Annotated in this window: 22 protein-coding genes; 11 read left to right on the top strand and 11 right to left on the bottom strand. The window is 38.0% G+C overall.

Translation table 11 applies throughout. The features are described from left to right. Positions 1 to 204 (top strand): hypothetical protein, encoded by a 204-nt coding sequence (locus tag ACFX5U_RS20450; RefSeq protein ID WP_400261925.1) that lies wholly within the window; start codon positions 1 to 3, stop codon positions 202 to 204. 6 nt (positions 205 to 210) lie between these two features. After that, on the top strand, positions 211 to 663 hold the full coding sequence (locus tag ACFX5U_RS20445; protein ID WP_400261924.1) for a DUF6036 family nucleotidyltransferase: 453 nt from the start codon (positions 211 to 213) through the stop codon (positions 661 to 663). Positions 664 to 1,389: 726 nt separating this feature from the next. Here ACFX5U_RS20445 and ACFX5U_RS20440 read toward each other — a convergent pair. Continuing rightward, positions 1,390 to 1,767 carry a hypothetical protein gene (locus tag ACFX5U_RS20440; protein WP_400261923.1) on the bottom strand — a complete coding sequence of 126 codons (378 nt, stop codon included), beginning with the start codon at positions 1,765 to 1,767 and terminating at the stop codon, positions 1,390 to 1,392. 850 nt (positions 1,768 to 2,617) lie between these two features. On the opposite strand from ACFX5U_RS20440, the gene ACFX5U_RS20435 reads away from it, so the two are divergent. The 6 genes from ACFX5U_RS20435 to ACFX5U_RS20410 all read left to right on the top strand — a co-directional run bounded on the left by ACFX5U_RS20435 (position 2,618) and on the right by ACFX5U_RS20410 (position 10,775). Continuing rightward, positions 2,618 to 3,334: a hypothetical protein gene (locus tag ACFX5U_RS20435; protein ID WP_400261922.1), complete on the top strand. Its 717-nt coding sequence runs from the start codon at positions 2,618 to 2,620 to the stop codon at positions 3,332 to 3,334. 124 nt (positions 3,335 to 3,458) lie between these two features. After that, complete coding sequence (locus ACFX5U_RS20430; RefSeq protein ID WP_400261921.1) at positions 3,459 to 4,100, top strand: hypothetical protein; 642 nt, start codon at positions 3,459 to 3,461, stop codon at positions 4,098 to 4,100. 67 nt (positions 4,101 to 4,167) lie between these two features. Further along, complete coding sequence (locus ACFX5U_RS20425; RefSeq protein WP_400261920.1) at positions 4,168 to 5,565, top strand: TlpA family protein disulfide reductase; 1,398 nt, start codon at positions 4,168 to 4,170, stop codon at positions 5,563 to 5,565. Between the two features lie 11 nt (positions 5,566 to 5,576). Further along, entirely contained in the window at positions 5,577 to 6,158 is a 582-nt protein-coding gene (locus ACFX5U_RS20420) for a hypothetical protein (RefSeq protein WP_400261919.1), read from the top strand. A 29-nt stretch (positions 6,159 to 6,187) separates the two neighbouring features. Next, entirely contained in the window at positions 6,188 to 9,400 is a 3,213-nt protein-coding gene (locus ACFX5U_RS20415; protein ID WP_400261918.1) for a SusC/RagA family TonB-linked outer membrane protein, read from the top strand. A gap of 13 nt (positions 9,401 to 9,413) precedes the next feature. Further along, positions 9,414 to 10,775 (top strand): RagB/SusD family nutrient uptake outer membrane protein, encoded by a 1,362-nt coding sequence (locus ACFX5U_RS20410; RefSeq protein ID WP_400261917.1) that lies wholly within the window; start codon positions 9,414 to 9,416, stop codon positions 10,773 to 10,775. Between the two features lie 52 nt (positions 10,776 to 10,827). Here the strand turns inward: ACFX5U_RS20410 and ACFX5U_RS20405 are convergent, their stop codons facing one another. From ACFX5U_RS20405 to ACFX5U_RS20395, 3 genes are all read right to left on the bottom strand, one after another. Next, a complete protein-coding gene (locus ACFX5U_RS20405) occupies positions 10,828 to 11,205 on the bottom strand; it encodes a hypothetical protein (RefSeq protein WP_400261916.1) in 378 nt (125 codons plus the stop codon). Between the two features lie 68 nt (positions 11,206 to 11,273). Then, positions 11,274 to 11,867 (bottom strand): MauE/DoxX family redox-associated membrane protein, encoded by a 594-nt coding sequence (locus ACFX5U_RS20400; protein WP_400261915.1) that lies wholly within the window; start codon positions 11,865 to 11,867, stop codon positions 11,274 to 11,276. Between the two features lie 22 nt (positions 11,868 to 11,889). Then, a complete protein-coding gene (locus ACFX5U_RS20395; protein ID WP_400261914.1) occupies positions 11,890 to 12,108 on the bottom strand; it encodes a hypothetical protein in 219 nt (72 codons plus the stop codon). 303 nt (positions 12,109 to 12,411) lie between these two features. Here ACFX5U_RS20395 and ACFX5U_RS20390 point away from each other — a divergent pair, with 303 nt between their 5' ends. Then, positions 12,412 to 12,666, top strand: a complete 255-nt coding sequence (locus ACFX5U_RS20390) for a hypothetical protein (RefSeq protein WP_400261913.1) — start codon at positions 12,412 to 12,414, stop codon at positions 12,664 to 12,666. Continuing rightward, the gene (locus tag ACFX5U_RS20385; protein WP_400261912.1) at positions 12,653 to 12,940 is read left to right on the top strand and encodes a hypothetical protein; all 288 of its coding nucleotides are present in this window, start codon (positions 12,653 to 12,655) and stop codon (positions 12,938 to 12,940) included. Before ACFX5U_RS20390 ends, ACFX5U_RS20385 begins: the two co-directional genes overlap by 14 nt. Before the next feature lie 5 nt (positions 12,941 to 12,945). On the opposite strand, the gene ACFX5U_RS20380 is transcribed toward ACFX5U_RS20385, so the two are convergent. The 7 genes from ACFX5U_RS20380 to ACFX5U_RS20350 form a co-directional block, all read right to left on the bottom strand. Next, positions 12,946 to 13,380 (bottom strand): hypothetical protein, encoded by a 435-nt coding sequence (locus ACFX5U_RS20380; protein ID WP_400261911.1) that lies wholly within the window; start codon positions 13,378 to 13,380, stop codon positions 12,946 to 12,948. 20 nt (positions 13,381 to 13,400) lie between these two features. Further along, positions 13,401 to 13,862 (bottom strand): multiprotein-bridging factor 1 family protein, encoded by a 462-nt coding sequence (locus ACFX5U_RS20375; protein WP_400261910.1) that lies wholly within the window; start codon positions 13,860 to 13,862, stop codon positions 13,401 to 13,403. 4 nt (positions 13,863 to 13,866) lie between these two features. Next, positions 13,867 to 14,439, bottom strand: a complete 573-nt coding sequence (locus ACFX5U_RS20370; protein ID WP_400261909.1) for a hypothetical protein — start codon at positions 14,437 to 14,439, stop codon at positions 13,867 to 13,869. Positions 14,440 to 14,763: 324 nt separating this feature from the next. Further along, on the bottom strand, positions 14,764 to 15,756 hold the full coding sequence (locus ACFX5U_RS20365; RefSeq protein WP_400261908.1) for a helix-turn-helix domain-containing protein: 993 nt from the start codon (positions 15,754 to 15,756) through the stop codon (positions 14,764 to 14,766). Between the two features lie 258 nt (positions 15,757 to 16,014). Then, positions 16,015 to 16,893: a hypothetical protein gene (locus ACFX5U_RS20360; protein WP_400261907.1), complete on the bottom strand. Its 879-nt coding sequence runs from the start codon at positions 16,891 to 16,893 to the stop codon at positions 16,015 to 16,017. After that, a complete protein-coding gene (locus ACFX5U_RS20355; RefSeq protein ID WP_400261906.1) occupies positions 16,865 to 17,263 on the bottom strand; it encodes a hypothetical protein in 399 nt (132 codons plus the stop codon). Before ACFX5U_RS20355 ends, ACFX5U_RS20360 begins: the two co-directional genes overlap by 29 nt. 160 nt (positions 17,264 to 17,423) lie before the next feature. After that, entirely contained in the window at positions 17,424 to 17,636 is a 213-nt protein-coding gene (locus tag ACFX5U_RS20350; protein ID WP_400261905.1) for a hypothetical protein, read from the bottom strand. A 133-nt stretch (positions 17,637 to 17,769) separates the two neighbouring features. Between ACFX5U_RS20350 and ACFX5U_RS20345 the strand changes: the two genes are divergently transcribed. Next, a complete protein-coding gene (locus ACFX5U_RS20345) occupies positions 17,770 to 18,588 on the top strand; it encodes a LytR/AlgR family response regulator transcription factor (RefSeq protein WP_400261904.1) in 819 nt (272 codons plus the stop codon). The last annotated feature ends 2 nt before the right edge of the window (positions 18,589 to 18,590 follow it).

Here is an 18,590-nt window from a genome sequence, read left to right as displayed (position 1 = left end):
ATGAAGACATTTCGAATGGATAGAACTGCTTTTAAAGCGCAAACTGCAGTGGAGGCTGCAAATCATGCTCAGTATTATATAAAATTGAGTTGGCAACAACGTCTTCAAATAGCATTTTATCTTAATAGTATTGCTTTTAATTTTTCGCTCGATAATCCACCTAGGATGGATAAAACAAAGTTTAAAGCAACTTCAAGGACATAATTGACTATGGGAAATATTTTTAATGAGGATTTTAGAGATTTTCTAATTTCATTGAATAAGCATGAGGTAAGGTATATTCTAGTTGGTGGTTTTGCAGTTATCTTGCATGGTTATTCTCGAACTACTGGAGATATGGATATTTGGGTAGAACGATCAGAAATAAATTATTCAAGATTGAAGAATGCATTTCTAGAATTTGGTATGCCAGTATTTGATATGACTAAAGATAATTTTTTGTCTCATCCTATATGGGATGTTTTTACATTTGGCGTTCCACCAGTTGCTATTGATATTATGGTTAAAGTAAAAGGTTTAGATTTTAATGAAAATTATGATAAATCTATATTTTTTGAAGATGATGATTTAAAAATAAGAACATTGCATAAAACTCAATTGATCGCAGCAAAAAAAGAAAGTAATAGACCGAAAGATATTGATGATATAGAAAATTTATCTTAATATCAAGATAGTTTCCGGTACTAACTGATCTTTCAAAAAGTTGGTACAAATTATTTTTTTAATTGCTTAGCTTCCTACCTTCTTCGGCTACCAATATCAGCTTATCTCTCACTTGCATCTCCATTAGCTGGCTTAGGTTGTAGTCCAATTATACGACGTTCGCCATTTTTTAATGTTATCAGGTTATGAGATGAGTAAGTTAGACTGATCGTTACTGTGTTACTTGTTTAAAGTTAGAATCTAAAGTCTGCGGATAATCCATGATGCCGATAATTTTTCGAGTTGGAATACTTTGGTCAAACCTACTTTATGTAAAAGGGACTTCAAATATGAAGCCCCATTATTTACTATTGTGGGTAGATATAATCAAGTGAAATAACCCTCTTTGCCAAAGGGGTGTTTTTATTTATAAATAATAAGATAGGCAAATAATTTTAGATTTCAAATTTTTGTATTAGCCTTTATCCCTCACTTGCATCTCCATCAGCTGGTTTCGGTAATCCTATTATAGGACGTTCACCTTTTTAGCGTTATCAGGTTATGAGGTGAGTAAGTTAGACTGATCGTTACTACGTTGCTCGTCACTGTGTTACTTGTTTAAAGTTAGAACCTAAAGTCAGCAGATAATCCATGATACAGATAAAGAACAAAGCTTATGTATCATGAACTATTCGAAGAGTTGGCTTGGTATAATTTATATTAATTGGCATGGTTGTAAGAAAAACCTTAACCTTTTAATTCAGCTATTAACGCGCGTTGTGTTTCTATTAGCTCTTGCTGTGTTTTTAGATGATATTCTTGCATAGCAACAGTTTTGTTGGCCTCTTCCACTTGCTCGTTTAATAAGCTTATTTCAGCCAAGAATGTTTTGTTTTCTTCTTCTCGGAAAGTTTTAAAAGGTTCCTCTTCGTAATAGTATTTTAAGAAGTTATGATTTAGTGCTTTAGTATACAGTTCTAATTTATCAAGAGGTAATACTTTTTGTTTGAGGTCGTAATCAATGTTTTGTGGGTTTTTAACCTTGGTTATTTCGAATAAGTGAACGTTAGAGAGTCCCTGTCTCTTCGCCTCTGTTTTAATAATTTCACCGATATGAATTTCCATAACAAATTATTTTTACTTTTAACCAAAACTATTTTGGTTTCTATTTAATTATTCTTATATTTGATTTATAATCAGCTAGTCTGATTGTAGTCTCGTTAACGAAACCAGCAATTTTATTAACGCGAGACCTTTAGGAGCATATTGTCCCAATTTTGTATATTCGTACAATCTTTGGGAAAAGCTCCTACTGGAAATCGTGTTAGGCCCTTGCTGGTGCCAGTTAACGATGGAAGGTAGGAGCTTTTCCCTTTTTTAAAGTTTCTACGCTCTTCCAACAGACTTATTTTCATTGACCAAATTGTGTAACCAAATAAATGATGAAAAGAAAAGAGTCCAAAAATCCACCCATGTTTCAGCTGATCCAGGATCATGCAGGGCATAGCGCTATCAATGCGTTGTATAAAAACAAGATCCGACAACCGGAGTAGCTTGTATACATTAAAAACCAAAAGGGGCATATCCACCCGATAGGGTAGAACAAAGCAGACGGTAATGGTGTATAGCCATTATATTAGCTCAGCTTCTAGCGGTTTTGTCGATTCGTATAAGCGTTATTGTACCATAAGCAATTAAACTTTTGTTTCTTTAAATTTCACACTTTAAAAGTAATGAATATTTTTTGCAAAACAATAATTCCGCTTTATATATGTATAGTTTATCTATATATAATCGAATCGGATTTTCTTCGAATACCTTAAAATGCAATCGCGAAGACCAATTATTATAACGTGATGAAGACATATAATTGCATTTTTCCCATCTTATTTTTTAACTGTTAGGCCGTGAATAGGGGTTTTGGATTTCTAGAGTCTTACTGCCCAAATTACGCTTAACTTAAACTAACGAAATAATGCAAAAAACTTGCAATAGGGAAAGTTATGCGCTATCCCCAGGGGAAGAACTGTCTTCGATTTTAAGTGAAAAACGTGTATCAATTATCAAAAAACCAATTATGATAACACAATTACCAGATCGAAATTTTAAGTTGCCATCCTATGATCCGCTCAGGAGGTTGTATTCGGGAGATGCGACTTGCATCCTGAATAAACGGCCGAAGGAGCGCTACTATTCGTATATGACTCCATCCAACGAAGGGGACAGTTCTTATACGGCAGTGGTGCGTGATGATGGTAAAGATGTACTCCGGATATTATTGGCACATATGGCTATTTACGAATGCTACCTGTTTGCACTTGGATTACCGTTGAGCTTTCCTGCCGAGCAGATCATCGTGCATGGTGATGATAAGGCGAAGTATATACCGGTTAGGACTACTGGAAACCGTTCGCGGTCGTCTGAAATAAAGCGGTATGATTATGAGCTTACTGTACCAGCCGATACCGAAAGAGAGGAATACCAGCAGCGGATATTGAACGGTCTGAATGATGAGTTTCAACTGGAAGTACGGGTCGAAAAGCTTTCTATCGTGAAAGAAAGCAGGCAAGTAATAACTAAGAACGGAATTTCCGTCGAACTCATCTGGCAAGAACAGCCAATGATGATCATGAAAAGTAAACCAAATGTAACCACAGCCTCGGTCAAGAATAGACCAGCTGTAAAAGTTTAAAATAAGATAAAGTTTTACTGTTTATAAATCCCCACTCAGCCACGGGTAAAATGACTTTTTGTAAAGGAGTCAACCTTGGTCTGTATTAGGGACAGGGGAGCTTTATGCCTAATAATTTGAAAAAATGAACACAATTAAAATATATAAAATAGCGCTTTGGAGTTGCCTTCAGAAGCTGTTTAAGTCTAGCGGAGAAGGATTTCTGTTAGTTGGGAAGGTGTTAATGCTGATTTTGTTGGGACTAGTCCAACTGGACAATGTAACTGCACAATCGAAAGTGGAAGTTAAGCCGGTCAAACTACTGGATCTACCAGAAGTCAAGCGATTACAACCTTTGCCTGATGCTGTTCAGGACATGCCGTTAGAGTTGCAATATTTTAACGGCGATAAAAATTCGACGACTACCTTTAGAGCAATGAATAAGAATTATGTGCAGCTCTTCTTTTGGGATACTTCGTACCCTGAGCACTATACCGATTTGAAGAAAATTTATGATTATAGAGAAGCAATGGGGCCGTATTCTAATGTTATACTGGTTATCAGTAAATATGATCAAGAGACCTTAGAAAAGGTAAAAGCAACTTTAGAAAAGTATACAAAAGAATTTTCGGTCAATATGGACATGGCCTGTGTTATTGGTAACCCAAATCTAGATAAGCTATTCAAACTCGATGTATTTCCGAAATATATACAGATAGATAAAGATGCTGTGTTTGCTGCTGATTTAACTGTAGATCAGATGTTCAAGAGCTTAGAACCTAAGTAGAACTATTTGTAATCTTCAGATGCGACATCGTAGTATCTGAAGACTACAAATAATAAATTTCATCCTCATGAAAATAGAAAATAAAAATCTTCAGCGGTTTTGGTACTATTGGAAGATTGGAAAGTTTAAGGCACGCTATCATTTTTATAAGCGTACTATCATGTTCCTATTGTGTATGGTTTATAGTATTATTACTTGGGCACAAGATGTTAATAAAGGAAATGTTCAGAAAAATGACATCTTAAAATCATTAGTTGCTGGCGATCAGATTCCTGATACGGTATGGGACATGTCATTTGTGTTACATGATCTAAAAGGAGGAGAGGGTAAAACAATTAAGTTTAGAGACCTTAAAGGTAAAGTTATCCTATTTGATTTTTGGGCTACTACTTGTTCTTCCTGTATTCAAGGATTTCCAAAGATGGAGGAACTGCAAAAGAAATATGGAAAGGATTTGGCTGTGATCTTGGTCAACAGCAAACGAAATAGAGACAGTCCAAAGCGGTTGAAAGCTGTATTTGACAATTACAAGAGAACCTATAATTATGAGATGGAACTTCCGTCTGTAATTGATGATACTATATTTACTCAGTTATTCGCGCACAATACAATTCCTACGCATGCTTGGGTGGATCGAGAAGGAAAATTGGTGGGGGTAGATAAAAGTAGTGATGATTTAGAAAAAAGAGTGAAAAGCTTGATTGCCGGTAAACACGTTGATATCCTTGAAATGGGCGTTACAATCAATAATGATCGTAGCAATAGGCCATTGCTGGTGGATACCATAGGGAAGTTATCAACTTCAATTTTTTCCCGGCATGTTCCTAATTTCTTACCGACGCAGCAATATGCTTACTACACTAACGGTCATACCCATTTTCAATTGGGTAACCATTCGTTTTTTTCTATTTTGCAGTATGTCTTTCCTAAGGAACTTAGCGGTTTTTCTTTGTATCAATTTGTTTTTGACCCAGAGTTAAAGCAAGGGAGTCAGCTCCAGATGAGTCACGCATTAAAGGAAACATATTGGTATGAAATGTACCGTGCAGATTCTATTGGACGAGAAGAGGTTCGTGATTTGGCCAAGACGGATGTGATGCGTTTTTTTCAATTGGAAGTAGTCCGAAAACAGGAATTGCATGACGTGTATGAACTGAAATTGACACCGGTATTTTCCGAATTGCAATCAAATGTAGGAATGCCTTTTATGACAGTCGAATTGAATGAAGATGAAGTACAATTGAATAATATACTCCTGTTCCAATTTTTAAATTTATTATTTCCTTATTTGGACAGACCGATCCTTTTCAACGAGGAAAATAGAATGAAATTTAACCTTTTGTTGCCTAAAGGTTTTGTCAACTTCTCCTTGCCTGAAAAACTTTCTTTTTTAGCAACTAAAGGTTTACTCTTAAAGCCCGTGAAAAAAGTATTCGAATACCCTTATTTTAAAAAAATCAATTAATTGATACTATTATGAAATTATATATAAATAACACGAGAACTGCTATTGCAACGTGTTTTTTGAACAAATTACTGGTTTTCTGCTTACTGATTGCCTGTATTTCCTTTCAAGAAGTCATCGCTCAAGATAAAGGCAAGACTTCAGCAGAGGTCAAATCAGGTTTAAAGAAAGATGAATTTTTACCAGAAGAAGCGTGGAATCATCGTTTTAAATTTTCTTATTTAAATGGTAAACCTCAAGAAGAACATCAGCTTTCTGAGTATAAAGGCAAGACACTTTATTTTTTCTTTTGGGATACATCATATCCCAACGCTTATGCCGATTTACGTAAGCTGTATGAGATATGTCTCATTTCATCCGATCAATTTGCGTCATTTATTGTGCATAGTAAGAAAAGTAAAGATACGCCTAAGCAGTTGAATACGATGATGGAACGTTTCCAAAAGGAATATGGAGATGTGATGGATGCACCAATCATTATGGGAGACGAGTTTTTTACCACATTATTTCAGGCCAATGACTGCTTACATTATACACTAATACTTAATGATGGGATGGTACATATGTCTGAATATTACAAAGCTAAACTATAAAGGCTATGCATTATTTTAAAGAAAATAGAATGAAAGCTTTTATATTCAGCTTATTTCTGTCTTTGATTCTGATTAATGTTCAAGCACAAGAAAGAAAGTTTATCACAGTACGGGGAACCGTGTTTTCAACTGAAGGCCGTAAGCCGTTGTCAAATGTGTCTATTCATTATAATGGCGGTGCAACAAAATCCGGTCAAAATGGGGCTTTTGCTATAGGTGTGAGATCTCTTACCGATACCTTGTTATTTAGCTCCGTTGGTTACTGGGATAAGAGGGAGCTAGTCAATAGGGTTATTAGTGAATCTGTTATTTATTTGAATCGAAAAGTGAATGTATTGGAAGATGTGGTAGTCCAGACTGGTTATCAGACGTTGAAGGCCAATGAAATAACCGGTTCGGTGGATGTGATTTCCAATGAAATGCTGAATCAACAGACTGGAGGTAATATCCTGGATCGGCTCAAGAATATCACACCTGCTATCCGTTTTGATAATAAACCTACCAATGATGGCGCTTTGCAAAAACTTAATATGTCTGTACGAGGACTCAGTACGATCAATGGGCAGAGGGATCCACTAATTGTTTTGGACGGTTTTATTTATGATGGTAATATTGAAAATATCGATGCGAATAGTATTGATAATGTCACGGTACTGAAAGATGCGGCTGCAGCGGCTATCTGGGGTGCGCGAGCAGGGAATGGCGTTATCGTGATTAGCTCTAAAAAAGGCTCATTTTACTTAGCACAACCTAAGGTATCTTTTAGCAGTACGCTATTGTTACCCCAGAATCTAGATTTGAATAGGTTGTATCAGCTTTCTAATCGTGAGTTTATCGATATTGAAAAGATGTTGTTTGAACAGGGTTATTATAATCTCTATTTGGATTATGTGCCCTACTATTCCATGACTCCCGCTGTTGATCTATTTGATAGGCGGAAACGAGGTTTAATATCTGCAGCCGATTCGACATCCATGATGAATCAAATGCTAGCGCAAAATGGACCGCAAAATTATATGGACCGCTTTTACCATCGTAGTTACAGCGATCAGCACAGTCTAAATGTGCGTGGTGGCGGTGGTAGAAATGCTTATAGTTTTGGGGTTGGGCATAACCGTAACCGTGCGATCAATGATGCGCATAACGATAAACTGAACATCAACATGTCCAATAGCTATAAGCCTACGGATAAGTTGAGGCTAGATATTAATGTCTTGTTTACCAACCAAAAAAGTACAGCAGGGTTACCAGGATATAATAGCCTGACTTATGGTACTAAAGTAGTTCCCTATATGAATTTTTTAGACGAGCAAGACAAAGAGTTGCCTTTTGAAAATGGTTATAGAAAGTCGTATATGGATAGTGCATACCCCAAAGGTTATCTGGATTGGGGCTATTATCCGCTATCGGAATATAAACAGGCTACAAATAACACCAATATTCGGGAGTATAATTCGAGTGTGAATTTAAATTATCAATTGTTCAGCTTTTTGGATGCCAATGTGGCTTTCCAACTGGCCAATCAGCAAGAAGAGTACATACAGCTCAATTCGCTGGACAGTTATGCTGCTCGATCTCTGATCAATTCCTTTAGTGTATACGATGCTTCGACCAATACGACCAAATACAATGTGCCTTTGGGTGGTATCAAAAATAACAATCGGAATTCGGGTATGTCCAAGACCTTTCGAGCACAGTTGAATTTTAATAAAAAAATAAAGGACTACCACATTATCGGGATGGTCGGTGCAGAGCGTAGGGCTTATGATAATGATTATTCATCTTACTCGATGTATGGCTATAATAAATTGCCAGCCACCAGTGTTCCTGTCGATTATGTCAATGCATTTCTATCTATACCAGTGAATTATCCAATGAATATTGCAGGGAGTCCCATCGCATTTACGGAAAGCAATCGATTTGTTTCTATTTACACCAACTGGAGTGGGATATGGAAAGATAAGTACAGTGTATCAGGTAGTTTGCGCCGAGATGGTGCCAATATATTTGGTGCCAATACCAATGAAAAATGGTCGCCTCTGTGGTCTGTGGGAGGGGCATGGCTGTTGAGTAAGGAAAATTTTCTGAAATTCGATTGGCTGGATTCCTGGCGTATGCGTGCTACCTATGGGTATAGCGGTAATGTGGATATTCGGAAAACACCAGATCCGATTGCTGGTGCAATGACGGCGCGGTATACCAATTTGCCAGCGTTAAATCTGAATGCACTTAATGATCCTTCGCTGCGTTGGGAAAAGGTGAGTACGCTGAATTTTGGGATGGATTTCTCTCTGTGGCAGGGTCGGTTAACAGGAGCATTGGATTATTATATTAAAAATGGTACAGATCTTTATGGCCCAGCTGAATACGACTATACCAATTGGGGAAAAGCCATTACAGTCATCAAGAATGTGGCGAGTATGCAGGGTAGGGGATTGGACCTGAACCTGAATGCGGTAATAATCAATTCGACTTTCAAATGGAATACGAGAACGATCCTGAGTCTGAATCGTAATAAAACGACCGCATATTATCTAAATACCGTGACTAAAATCAATGCTTTTGTTACTGATGGTAATTATATGAGTCCGTTTGTTGGCAAACCTTTGTATGCTTTAGCTGGATACACCTGGATGGGGTTGGATGAACAAGGTCGCGCACAGGGTAATTTAAATGGCAACCCAAGTACGGATTATGTAGCGATTCGAAATGATGTCATTAAAAATGGGGAAAATAGTGCTGGCATCCGATTTTTCGGCTCTTCCAAACCTCAAGCCTATGGGAATTGGATCAATACGTTTTCTTACCAGAACGTCGATCTCATTGTCAATGTGAACTATATGGGTGACTATTATTTTAGAAAACCTACTACAAGAGCATCTTCCTTGTTTTCCAAAGGTATTGCCTACCCCGATTATGATGATCGGTGGCAAGTTGTTGGTGATGAAGCTCGGACAAACGTGCCAGCAATGTTTTATCCGACCAGTTCAAGTGCAGAACCTTTTTATGAAAATGCGGACTTTAACATCTTGCGGGCAGATCATATTCGTTTGGCTTATATTTCCGCTTCCTGGAATAAAAGGTGGCAGATGGGGAATAAGAGTTTAAATACACGCTTATTTTTGAATGCTTCGAACTTGGGTATTATCTGGACCAAAAACAAGGTGAATATTGACCCAGAATTTCCTTATCAATTAGGCTCAGCTAGAACTTATTCAATCGGTATTCAAGTGGATTATTAAAAATGAATGTATTATGAAGAATATAATTAGAAAATTATTTGGAGCTTGTATTATACTGGGGTTTGGGATGCTATCTTGTAATGAATTCTTAGATGTGCAATCTGATAGCCGATTAGTAGTGCCGAATAGCCTCGAGGACCTGCAGAAAATATTGGATAATAATGCGGAAATGAATTACCAGAAAGGTAGCAAGGTAGAGGAAATCAGTAATGATTATAATTTAACGGATGTAAATTACAATAATCTTAAAGATCAAGAAAAGTTAGCCTATACCTGGCAGCCTTATGAAACGCTGAATAGTGATGACTGGAGCAAGGCCTATTCTGTCGTTTACAATGCAAATCTGGTATTAGATCGCCTCGCCAAAGTAGAACGTACAACTGCGAATGCTGATGCATGGGATAAGGTGAAAGGTACGGCCTTGTTTTATCGGGTCAATCAGTATTTGGGGTTGTTATGGACATACTCGAAAGCTTTTGATTTAGCTACGGCTGAACAAGATCTGGGGATCGTGTTGCGGAATACCTCGGATTTTAATGTGAAGTCAACACGGTCTACCGTAGCGGTTTGCTACCGCAAAGTGATAGACGATCTAAAGCAGGCCTCGGTTTTGATGCCAGCGCATTCGGTGCATGTACTGCAACCCGATGTGAAGTCGGTATATGCTGTACTTGCACGTACTTATCTATCAATGGCCAAATATGATTCGGCGCATTATTATGCCGATTTGGTACTGGGAGCGAATCCCAGACTCTTAGATTTTAACCAATTGGAGGATGTTAAACCAACCGCTAATTATCCTTTTTCGGCTTTTAATAAAGAAACTGTTTTTTATGAAGAAATGAAATTGACCGGTTTTCTATCACCTACAAATGCAGAAATTTCTGTAGAACTTTTAGAGCTATTTGAAGATAATGATTTGAGAAAGGTTGCTTTTTTTAAAAACGGGACGGGCGGAAGAATGAACTTTAAAGGAAATTATACAGGGAGTGATATTTGGTTCTGCGGTATTGCTAATAATGAAATGTTGTTGATTCGTGCAGAATGTGTGGCACGTATGAGCAATTTGGTTGCAGCACAAAATGATTTGAATAAGTTGTTGGAGAAAAGGTATGTCACGGGTACGTTTGTTCCTTATGTTTTTGCTAATAAAGAAGAGGCGCTGAATACTATTCTGCTCGAGCGAAGGAAGGAGCTTTTGTTTCGAGGACTGCGTTTTATGGATATTAAACGGTTGAATGTAGAAGGTCGCGGTATTGTTTTGAATAGAACTGTAAATGGAGTGGCTTATCAATTGAGGCCCAATGACAAGCAATATGCACACCGGTTACCGGATGATATCATTCGACTTTCGGGCATGCCTCAAAATCCTTAAAACACAATGCCCAACTTACGTCGGGCATTGTGCTTTAAGGATTCTTATTTAGTTAATTTTTGTTGACAATTGTCGGGCTAGGTGTTCCTGTTCCACTAAATCGTTGGGGAATGTAACTCAATCCACTTGCACCTAGCACTGCCTGCAAAGTGATTTTGATTGGATTTAATTGAGAACCTGTCAGGTCTGTGTTCTCTACCAACATCATACAAGCTGCATTACTACCATTGCATGATTGACCGTTCGGAGTTGTTGTCCAAAGGGCTTCATTTTCTACATCAGCAGGATTCGTAGGGTCTCCATGGAAGTATATAGGAGTAGTCGCGAAAGCTGCTTTTGAATCGACACCGCTTACTTTATAAGCCGAAAAAGTTATTATTGTTACGACGGCTACTATAGCCAGCGCATATTTTTGAATGAAATTTTTCATTTCGTTTGTTTTAGTTTTTTATAATTTTTGTATTACCATTTCATAATTGGTGACCAAACTACTATAATCTAGTCAACCACGCCACTGGGGTAGGTGGTCATTTTTTGGGGCATCACAAATGCATTTGTTTTATCCCCGAATGGTCTGCTCTGTACCGTGCCGATTGTTGAAAGGGCTAGATATAAGATAAATAATCGGACACTTTTGCTATATCGCTCGCTATCACCTGAGGATAAGGAAGCAGGACGAAGCAGTATTAATCCCAGTATAGATATGCTCAATAATATAATATTCACAACGAGATGCCATTCCCAAGACATGCCGGAAAAAATCGAAGCGCATGTGCACGGCCTTTTTTCATACACACCAGCTACACCCAATCCGATAAAAATCGTAAATGAAGCTAAAAGCAGGATGGAGCCCCAATATCCCAAGCGCTTCAGTTTACTGATCTGAAAAGCTAAGAGTACGCCTGTAGCGATTTCAACAAGTGGTACTAACCAATACAGAATATCTACCGACCAGGTTGGCAAGGGCTGCTGGTGCAAGGAAATCTGAAAGTTCTTCCAGCTCCACGCTTTCTCCAGCCCTACATAGAGCCAAAAGATGATCAGAAAGATACTGATGCTATTCGCGATGATATGTTTAACCCTGTTGTTCATAATCCTTATTTTTTACGTTTCCTTAACAGCTTCCTTGTTCCTGGATTGTTGCTGTCATATTTTCTATATAATACCATTGTGGTGTTTTCAATAATTCGCCTACTGCTTCCACGGTCTTGAGCGCTTGATATTTAAAAAGCGGATGCCATCCAGAATTGAACGCTACTGTTGCCGCGACCATCAATAGTGTTCCAATGGTTACTTTGATGTTTGTCTTGAATCGCTCAGTTATATTTTGCATCGCTTCTTTGTATTTGTTTACCTCTTTACTCAAAGATATGGTGCATCGTAAAATTTCTTTTCGGCGATTGACCTATTTCGATTTCCGACTTTTTTCCTTGAAGGTTAGTTAGTTAAGAGGCTAGAAGGTTATGATGTTAGACTGTTGCTCCTGATTTCGTTACTCGTTTACGGGTTACTTCGTCACTCGGTCATTGGATTTAAACTGTCGTATATTTTTAATGAGATTGCTTGTACTTCTTTGCAAACAGAAATAATAGTATTTATCTTAGCTGGTCTATTAACTTATACCGATAAAAAATTAATGAAAAACTATTTGACCTTATTTGCACTGTCTTTGATAACGTTGAGTGCTACCGCTCAAACCGATGTTGCAGAACAATTGAAAAATGTGAAAGCACAATTGGAAGAACAGGTGCAACGAAATGATTATTTGAAAGAAGCTTTGGCGCTCAGAGAAGGGATTCAAGAATTAACAGTGAATGATATCACGATTAAATTAACTCGCGTATTCGCTAAGGATGGAGCAATCGTGGTTTCAGGGGTTGATAAAATATAAGGGCGATGGCGAGCAGTCTTTGCAATTTTCAGATCAAGACCTTGTCGATTCAAAAGGGAATCTTTATAAGAGTTTTAATGCTGTTCCACCAAATGATCCAACGGGCACTTTGCATGTACCACAAGCTGTAAAGGATATTGATTATGGATTTGTCACGACGTTTGAAAATATAGCAGAAAAGCTACCTAATATCAGTTTATTGACCATCAGGTTATTTGGTAACGGAGCTGCAGGTATCCCTTTTAATTTTAAAGGTGTACAGGTGCAATGGTAATGTCTTTATTCGATTGATATATTGATGAGTATGTCTTCGTTGATGATGCTATCTAAGTCAATTAGACTTATTGGAAAAGCATTAAAAGGAGTATTTTCAGTCTTGCTATGTAAAATGCCTCTTGTTGTACCAACGGTAAGCATCGTGATGTGTTGTGCAAAAGAAACTGGAATTTTAAAAGTGCTTGAATTTAAAAGTTTTTCAAAATCCTTTTTGTTAATTTTAAAACTACAAGTAGCTTGAATCGTTAAAAATGGTGTTTTAGAATTAAATAATGTGTACCCAAATATACAGTCTATAATATGACTTGCTTCCAATATCTTGAAAGATAATGCTATCGTTTCTTCAAGATTGTCGGTTGTATTTGGGACATTGCCTAGTGTTGCGAATTGTACTGTATCAATTGCTGCCAAACTAAACACTATTTTCTGAGATTTCATTCGTATTTAATTTATTTGAACTAAGCAAATTGTATCGGTAGATTATAGCTGTGATGCTCCTGTTTGCGAGACGATAATCCTTCTCTTTGTTTTGCTCCATGTATAGGAGAAACCTCTATAATAGGTTTATAAACAGCAGAAGTGGTGATTGCTATCATAGATGCTGTGTTTTTTTCTTCAGCGATATTGATTAGATTAATATCTAATGCATTTTCAATTTTTTCAATTGTTTCCAAGGTGAAATTTTCTTTTCCTTTTACCCATTTACTGATGGTTTGAGGAGAAACTGACATCTGCTCAGACAGTTGTTTTTGAGATAATCCTTTTTTACGGATTGATTGCAGTATGCGTAGTGCGATCAGTTGTGACTTTCGATTGGTGATCGTATGGAGTTTTTGATCTTTAAAGCGATCAATAACAGTGCTTTTCTGAAATTCTCCAGCTGCTAAGCGTAGTCGCTCGAAATTATTTAATGCGTCCATATTTTTAATTTTTATTTTCAAATTCTAAATAACCATAGTCATCAGCATCTGCGATACCTAGTTGTTTTAGGTAATCGGATACATACGCTATTTTTCGCAATTCTAATGCCGTATCCTCATGGGCCTGCATCTCTTTTGTTAATTTTATAGCACCTCCAGTAACAATGTACTGATTTGTACCTAATCGTATTGCATATATTCTTAATAAAGACTTTCCTTTAATATTACCATAAGCCTTAGATTGTATTCTCGTATTTGAGCGTAAGTCTTTATGTAAGGATACGAATATAGCTCCCTCTAATCCAGTTGCTCCAAATCCTTTTCCTTGTTCGGCAAAGGTCAAGATATCATCTTTGAATTGCTTAGCTTCATCCAATGTTTTAAAAATAGCATCTTCAACTCCCATTTGCCAGAAATTACTGGCGAGATGATTTTTGTTCATTTCAAAATATTCCTCCAAATAGGCTACATCATCCCATAAATCAAAACAATATTCAAAACTGTTAGAAGGCTGATTCGCATATTTTACGGCTGCTAAGGCACCATCTATTATTTCAAATATACATTCAATTTTCATAATATCAACCTATAGGTTTACTTTTTTTGTTTATTTGACATGGTTATTATATTGGTTTTGCGTAGATGAAGTTAACGAAAATAATTCTAATTCAACTGATTAGCTATTGTTAGAACCATTTCGATAAGAGGTCATGATATATCTTGGTTAGACCGTCACTGGTTACTTCGTCAATTGTTTACTGTTTCTAAGGTTAGTTAGTTAGTTAGTTAGTTAGTTAGTTAGTTAGTTAGTTAGTTAGTTAGTTAGTGGGGTTAGAAGGTTATGATGTTAGTAGGTTAGACTGTTGCTCCTGACTTCGTTACTCGTTTACGGGTTACTTCGTCACTCTTTTCTTTTTAATATTTCTTGTTGATACTGACCAGGTCTCATGCCTACCTTTTGATGAAAAAAATCGGAAAAGCTACTGGTATGGTTATAACCGCAATAGCTAGCCGTTTCACCTACTGTGTATCGGGCCAATAGCTCTTTTGCTTTTTCAATGATGCACTCCTGAAGGTATTGCACTGGGGTCTGCCCAAAGTATTGTTTATGGACTCCGATCAGTCGTTTCTGTTTCAGTCCAAATCGTTCGGGAAGTGCTCCGAGGTTGAGATCGCTAAATTCCAAGGCCACCTGATCTTGTATACACTGTCGCACCCGCTTGGCCAGCTCTTCATTTGGGTCGAGCAGTTCATAAAGACCTTGCTGTTTTATCTTAGCTATGTCAAAGAGGATGAAGACCATGCTGATGATATCGGCTTCGTTTTTCGATTTATAATGGAAAAACACTTGGTCGATCCGCTGCAGCTGATAGGGTGTTTTTTCTTTGATCGGCCAGATCGGTGTCTGGTATAGTTTCTTTTTTTCGCGTTGACCGGCCATTCTAAATTCGTGCAAAAAAGCAACCTCATGTAACATGCTGTTGCGGATAAATCCGACATCGATCAATAATCCATATACGCGATAGTATCCCGCTTTGAGATGGATCTGAAACTTGTTTTTGGGGATATAGGAATACGTGCAGTGCGAGCCGGGTAGTGCAATCTGATCGTCCGCTTTCTTTTTTTTAATCACAATCGGACTGGGAGCACTGACTGCGTAGAGGAGATGGAAATCGAAGCGATCTGTTTTGAGTTCCAGCACCATGTCTTCTAATACATAAGCCTCCAAACGATAGATGAGTGTCGAATGATAGTCCATATAGGTTTCGATCATTTGGATGTTCTTTTCTTCATAATAGTTCGTTACTGCATCAACATGTTTGGGTAAAAAGTGCTGAAAAGGACTACTCAGCTGTTCTACTTTTCTCAATGAAAAATGGTAAGATTTAATCATAATTTGGTGTTAAAAGGTTAGTGGGTGATGAAGTTAGAGGGTTCGTTGGTTAGACTTTTTGTCACTGTATTACTTATCACTTCGTTACTACGTCACTTGTTACTGTATCACTTCGTTACTCAATTACTTGGTTACTGTATCACTTCGTTACTACGTCACTGTGTTACTTAAAAATTTGTCACTGTGTTACTCCTTACCTCCTTTCCTTGTATTGATGTCTCTGTCGCAATGGGCACCTGTAGCTTAGGCTTGGAGCTTTCAAGAGGTTTTATAATTGGCTTGGCTATATGCAATAAATGGTGGTTTCCAGGCACAGAGGTTGTACCAGATCATCAAGATGGCAAAATACCAGAGCCCCATGTAGAGTGCAATACCGACATGCATGAGGATGATACCATTGATCACGAATGGTCGACTTGATTTTTTGAACCATACCAAGGGATAACTTAACTCGATGAGTAGGGTGAGGATGCCTAATAAGATCCATAACCATTCGAAGCGATAAGCGGTTAACGGGATCTGTAAGTACGTTCCACCAAAAGGTTGCTGTACAGCCTTCCAAATCGCTTCGCCATTCCACCAAGCAGCACCATAGGCTTTTCCGAGGCCCGCAAAAAAATAGACAACCGTCAATTGTAATCGAAAGAGCGTGAAGCCCCACAGGCTCCATTTCCTTCGTTTTAATTTCGTGACCGATGTTCCTCCAAACAGTACACTGAAGAACAACCCGGTCTGCGCGAGGTAATCGACACCATAGCTCCAAGTATAATTGCCAATAAAGAAACAATGATGGAGAAGAAGTAGACCTAGTGCTGGTAGCGTGGTCCTTTTGCTCAGGAATAATAAAACACTCAACGATATATAAACGGCTCCAAATAGATGGATGGTCTCCCATGGACCAATTTTTACATGGGGCAGGTATTGGATCAGGCGGTGTATAGAGAAGCCCAATGGCTCCTCTTGCGCTTGTATCAATACGGAGTCGAGCAGGGCATTGTGACCATACAGTGTAGCAAGATCTGGCCATAGCCAGAATAGTTCCAAAGCAAGTGTCAGACCTAGCCCTTTTGGTAATAGGTATAAACCCAATATTGATTTTTTGGATCGGTTAGGGTTGCTGGGGTGGTACTTCGACATGATCAATGAGATTTACATATTGTGTCTCCATACCTGCTCCTTCCTGCAATTGTTGTATTGTGGGAATCAATTTTGTAACCAATATACTGCTGATGGTATCGCAGGGAGAGTGCGCCATGATGCACTGGGTGACTTGGACGATGGCCTTTTGGGCATGCTGCCTAGAAGTGGTATTTTCTTTGTTTTCGGATAGAAAAGCACTTCCGATATCCAAATAGCTCTGGAACCGGATGCGGCCGCTAGCAGATCGTAATTGGGCATTGCTGCTGTACCTGGAATATAGTCCTGACTGTATACGGTGCTGCATTTGGTAGGTGTTACCAACAGAAGGTCCATAAAAACCATAACCACCGTGTATGCCACTGAGCAACGTATAGCGACGGAGGAGATCATGGTAAAGGATTTCTGGGTCGATGGATTTCGCGAGCAGGGGTACGTGATAGGCTGCGATCGTCCCGAAATGGACGACCGCACCTAATAACAATACATATTTAACAGCTTTTTTCAAGTGATGCTGATGTTAAATGTACTTACCTAACTTCTACTGCTTGACGTTTATCGGGTTTCTGGGGAAAGAAAATCTTTGTGGTTACACCATCTTTTATCGTGGTACTCAACTCCTCGACTTCAATCGTTTGGATCGGGCCACTTGCTAGATCATTGGTCTTTTTGGCATAGGATTGCCCGCCTAAAATCAATGCTGCGACTGTAACATTTGTAATAAATAGTTTTTTATTTTTCATATTATGATTTTATTTTTTAATTTAATGTTGAATTTGCAGAATAGGTAGCGTTAAAACTGTAGTAATTATTTATTATCATACTTTCTCTATTTATTCTCTTAGTTTATGTAGTTGTGTTATCAAACCTATTCTTATGAGATTATTATCTACCCTATTGATCGATGATGAACGTTTAGCATTATTGGACATTGCTGATGTATTGGCAGATGTCGGTATGTTCGATGTGCAGGGATCGGTTCTTTCCGTGACTGAAGCGCATCAGTTTTTGATAAAAAGAAAGGAAAACATGGATGTCATTTTTTGTGATATACAGATGCCCGGATGCTCTGGTCTGGACGCCGTAAAGCTGTTGCGACCATATTGCCAATATTTGGTGTTCTGTACCGGATTTGAGCAATATGCCGTGGAGGCTTTCCAACTGTTGGTAGACGGTTATCTGCTCAAACCGGTCAATCAATTGCGGGTTATGGATCTGACTGATAAATGGATGAAAAATAGGCTTCTTGACCGTAAAGGGCAGGATATTACAGACCATTTTATGTTGACAGATTTGCCTCCGCCAAAAGTGCTGGATGAACATGGTCATGTTGTGAAGGAGAAGAATAAAGAAGTTAAATATTATAAAAGAGTCGAAGTGAAAGATGTCGCCTATATATCCAGATGTAGCAATTATCTTCATTTTTTTGGTCTCGACACTCATGAAGATTCCATGTTGTTGGGTGTGGTCAATTGGGATATGCAAAAACTATATGCTAAATATAAGGCTATAGAACAGCTCTTCCCCGTCAATCAATCGACGATCGTCAATGAAAAACACATCAAAAAAGTAATGCAAGAGGCGCTAACGGTAGGGAAAGCTTATTTTAGTATTACCAAGATCGGGCGGCCGTATGTCGACAGGTATTTAGCTAAAGTGAAACCTAATCATGTTAACGCGAACAGTAACAGATGATC

This window comes from Sphingobacterium sp. SG20118 (assembly GCF_044740685.1).
GTDB lineage: Bacteria > Bacteroidota > Bacteroidia > Sphingobacteriales > Sphingobacteriaceae > Sphingobacterium.
The sequence above is the reverse complement of the archived record's forward strand: the minus strand, read 5'-3'. Positions and strand labels throughout refer to the sequence as shown.

Coding starts and splice junctions, on each gene's coding strand:
- ACFX5U_RS20405 (WP_400261916.1), bottom strand. CDS start 11,205: ATGAAAAATTTCATTCAAAAATATGCGCTGGCTATAGTAGCCGTCGTA.
- ACFX5U_RS20345 (WP_400261904.1), top strand. CDS start 17,770: ATGAGATTATTATCTACCCTATTGATCGATGATGAACGTTTAGCATTA.
- ACFX5U_RS20435 (WP_400261922.1), top strand. CDS start 2,618: ATGCAAAAAACTTGCAATAGGGAAAGTTATGCGCTATCCCCAGGGGAA.
- ACFX5U_RS20440 (WP_400261923.1), bottom strand. CDS start 1,767: ATGGAAATTCATATCGGTGAAATTATTAAAACAGAGGCGAAGAGACAG.
- ACFX5U_RS20400 (WP_400261915.1), bottom strand. CDS start 11,867: ATGAACAACAGGGTTAAACATATCATCGCGAATAGCATCAGTATCTTT.
- ACFX5U_RS20445 (WP_400261924.1), top strand. CDS start 211: ATGGGAAATATTTTTAATGAGGATTTTAGAGATTTTCTAATTTCATTG.
- ACFX5U_RS20420 (WP_400261919.1), top strand. CDS start 5,577: ATGAAATTATATATAAATAACACGAGAACTGCTATTGCAACGTGTTTT.
- ACFX5U_RS20375 (WP_400261910.1), bottom strand. CDS start 13,862: ATGGACGCATTAAATAATTTCGAGCGACTACGCTTAGCAGCTGGAGAA.
- ACFX5U_RS20450 (WP_400261925.1), top strand. CDS start 1: ATGAAGACATTTCGAATGGATAGAACTGCTTTTAAAGCGCAAACTGCA.
- ACFX5U_RS20425 (WP_400261920.1), top strand. CDS start 4,168: ATGAAAATAGAAAATAAAAATCTTCAGCGGTTTTGGTACTATTGGAAG.
- ACFX5U_RS20390 (WP_400261913.1), top strand. CDS start 12,412: ATGAAAAACTATTTGACCTTATTTGCACTGTCTTTGATAACGTTGAGT.
- ACFX5U_RS20370 (WP_400261909.1), bottom strand. CDS start 14,439: ATGAAAATTGAATGTATATTTGAAATAATAGATGGTGCCTTAGCAGCC.
- ACFX5U_RS20380 (WP_400261911.1), bottom strand. CDS start 13,380: ATGAAATCTCAGAAAATAGTGTTTAGTTTGGCAGCAATTGATACAGTA.
- ACFX5U_RS20430 (WP_400261921.1), top strand. CDS start 3,459: ATGAACACAATTAAAATATATAAAATAGCGCTTTGGAGTTGCCTTCAG.
- ACFX5U_RS20395 (WP_400261914.1), bottom strand. CDS start 12,108: ATGCAAAATATAACTGAGCGATTCAAGACAAACATCAAAGTAACCATT.
- ACFX5U_RS20350 (WP_400261905.1), bottom strand. CDS start 17,636: ATGAAAAATAAAAAACTATTTATTACAAATGTTACAGTCGCAGCATTG.
- ACFX5U_RS20360 (WP_400261907.1), bottom strand. CDS start 16,893: ATGTCGAAGTACCACCCCAGCAACCCTAACCGATCCAAAAAATCAATA.
- ACFX5U_RS20365 (WP_400261908.1), bottom strand. CDS start 15,756: ATGATTAAATCTTACCATTTTTCATTGAGAAAAGTAGAACAGCTGAGT.
- ACFX5U_RS20415 (WP_400261918.1), top strand. CDS start 6,188: ATGAAAGCTTTTATATTCAGCTTATTTCTGTCTTTGATTCTGATTAAT.
- ACFX5U_RS20410 (WP_400261917.1), top strand. CDS start 9,414: ATGAAGAATATAATTAGAAAATTATTTGGAGCTTGTATTATACTGGGG.